This window comes from Vibrio sp. 2132-1 (assembly GCF_033344315.1).
In genome coordinates this window covers 1-614 of the sequence record NZ_JAWPON010000528.1, presented here as the reverse complement: position 1 = coordinate 614, position 614 = coordinate 1, and the positions used below count along the sequence as shown (strand labels likewise).

1 protein-coding gene is annotated in these 614 nt (G+C 46.3%); it reads left to right on the top strand.

Going from position 1 to position 614, the window contains the following annotated elements:
- Nucleotides 1-614: Gfo/Idh/MocA family oxidoreductase (locus R8N47_RS26455; protein WP_318186263.1), on the top strand; the 614-nt coding region annotated here is incomplete at both ends.

The following is a 614-nucleotide window of genomic DNA, read 5'->3' as shown; positions in this document are numbered from 1 at the left end:
ACAGCCTAGAAACATTAGGTCAGGATGCAGACATTGATGCGGTGTACATCGCCAGTCCAAATTCGCTTCATGCTCCTCAAGCTATTCAAATGTTAAAAGCGGGCAAACACGTCATTTGTGAAAAGCCAATGGCTTCGAACTACGCATTGGCACAACAGATGTTTGCCTGTGCTGAGGAAAACAACGTTGTGTTGTTTGAAGCGTTTATGTCGCCTTACACACCAAACTTCCAAGTATTGAAAGAGAGCTTACCGTCTATCGCTCCGTTACGACATGCGACGATTAGCTATTGCCAGTATTCATCGAGATACCAAAAATATCTAAATGGAGAAAATCCAAACACATTCAATCCTGCGTTTTCCAATGGCTCCATCATGGACATCGGTTATTACTGCGTGGGTTCTGCGATTGAGTTGTTTGGTGAGCCGAACTCTGTTCAAGCCAGTGCGCATGTGCTTCCATCAGGCGTTGACGGATGCGGCAGCGTAACGCTGGCGTATGATGGCTTTAACGTAAATCTTCTGCACTCGAAAGTCAGTGATTCTCTTATCCCAAGCGAGTTTCAAGGTGAGCAAGGCAGTGTGTTGGTCGATATGATCGCCACAGGTCGTGGT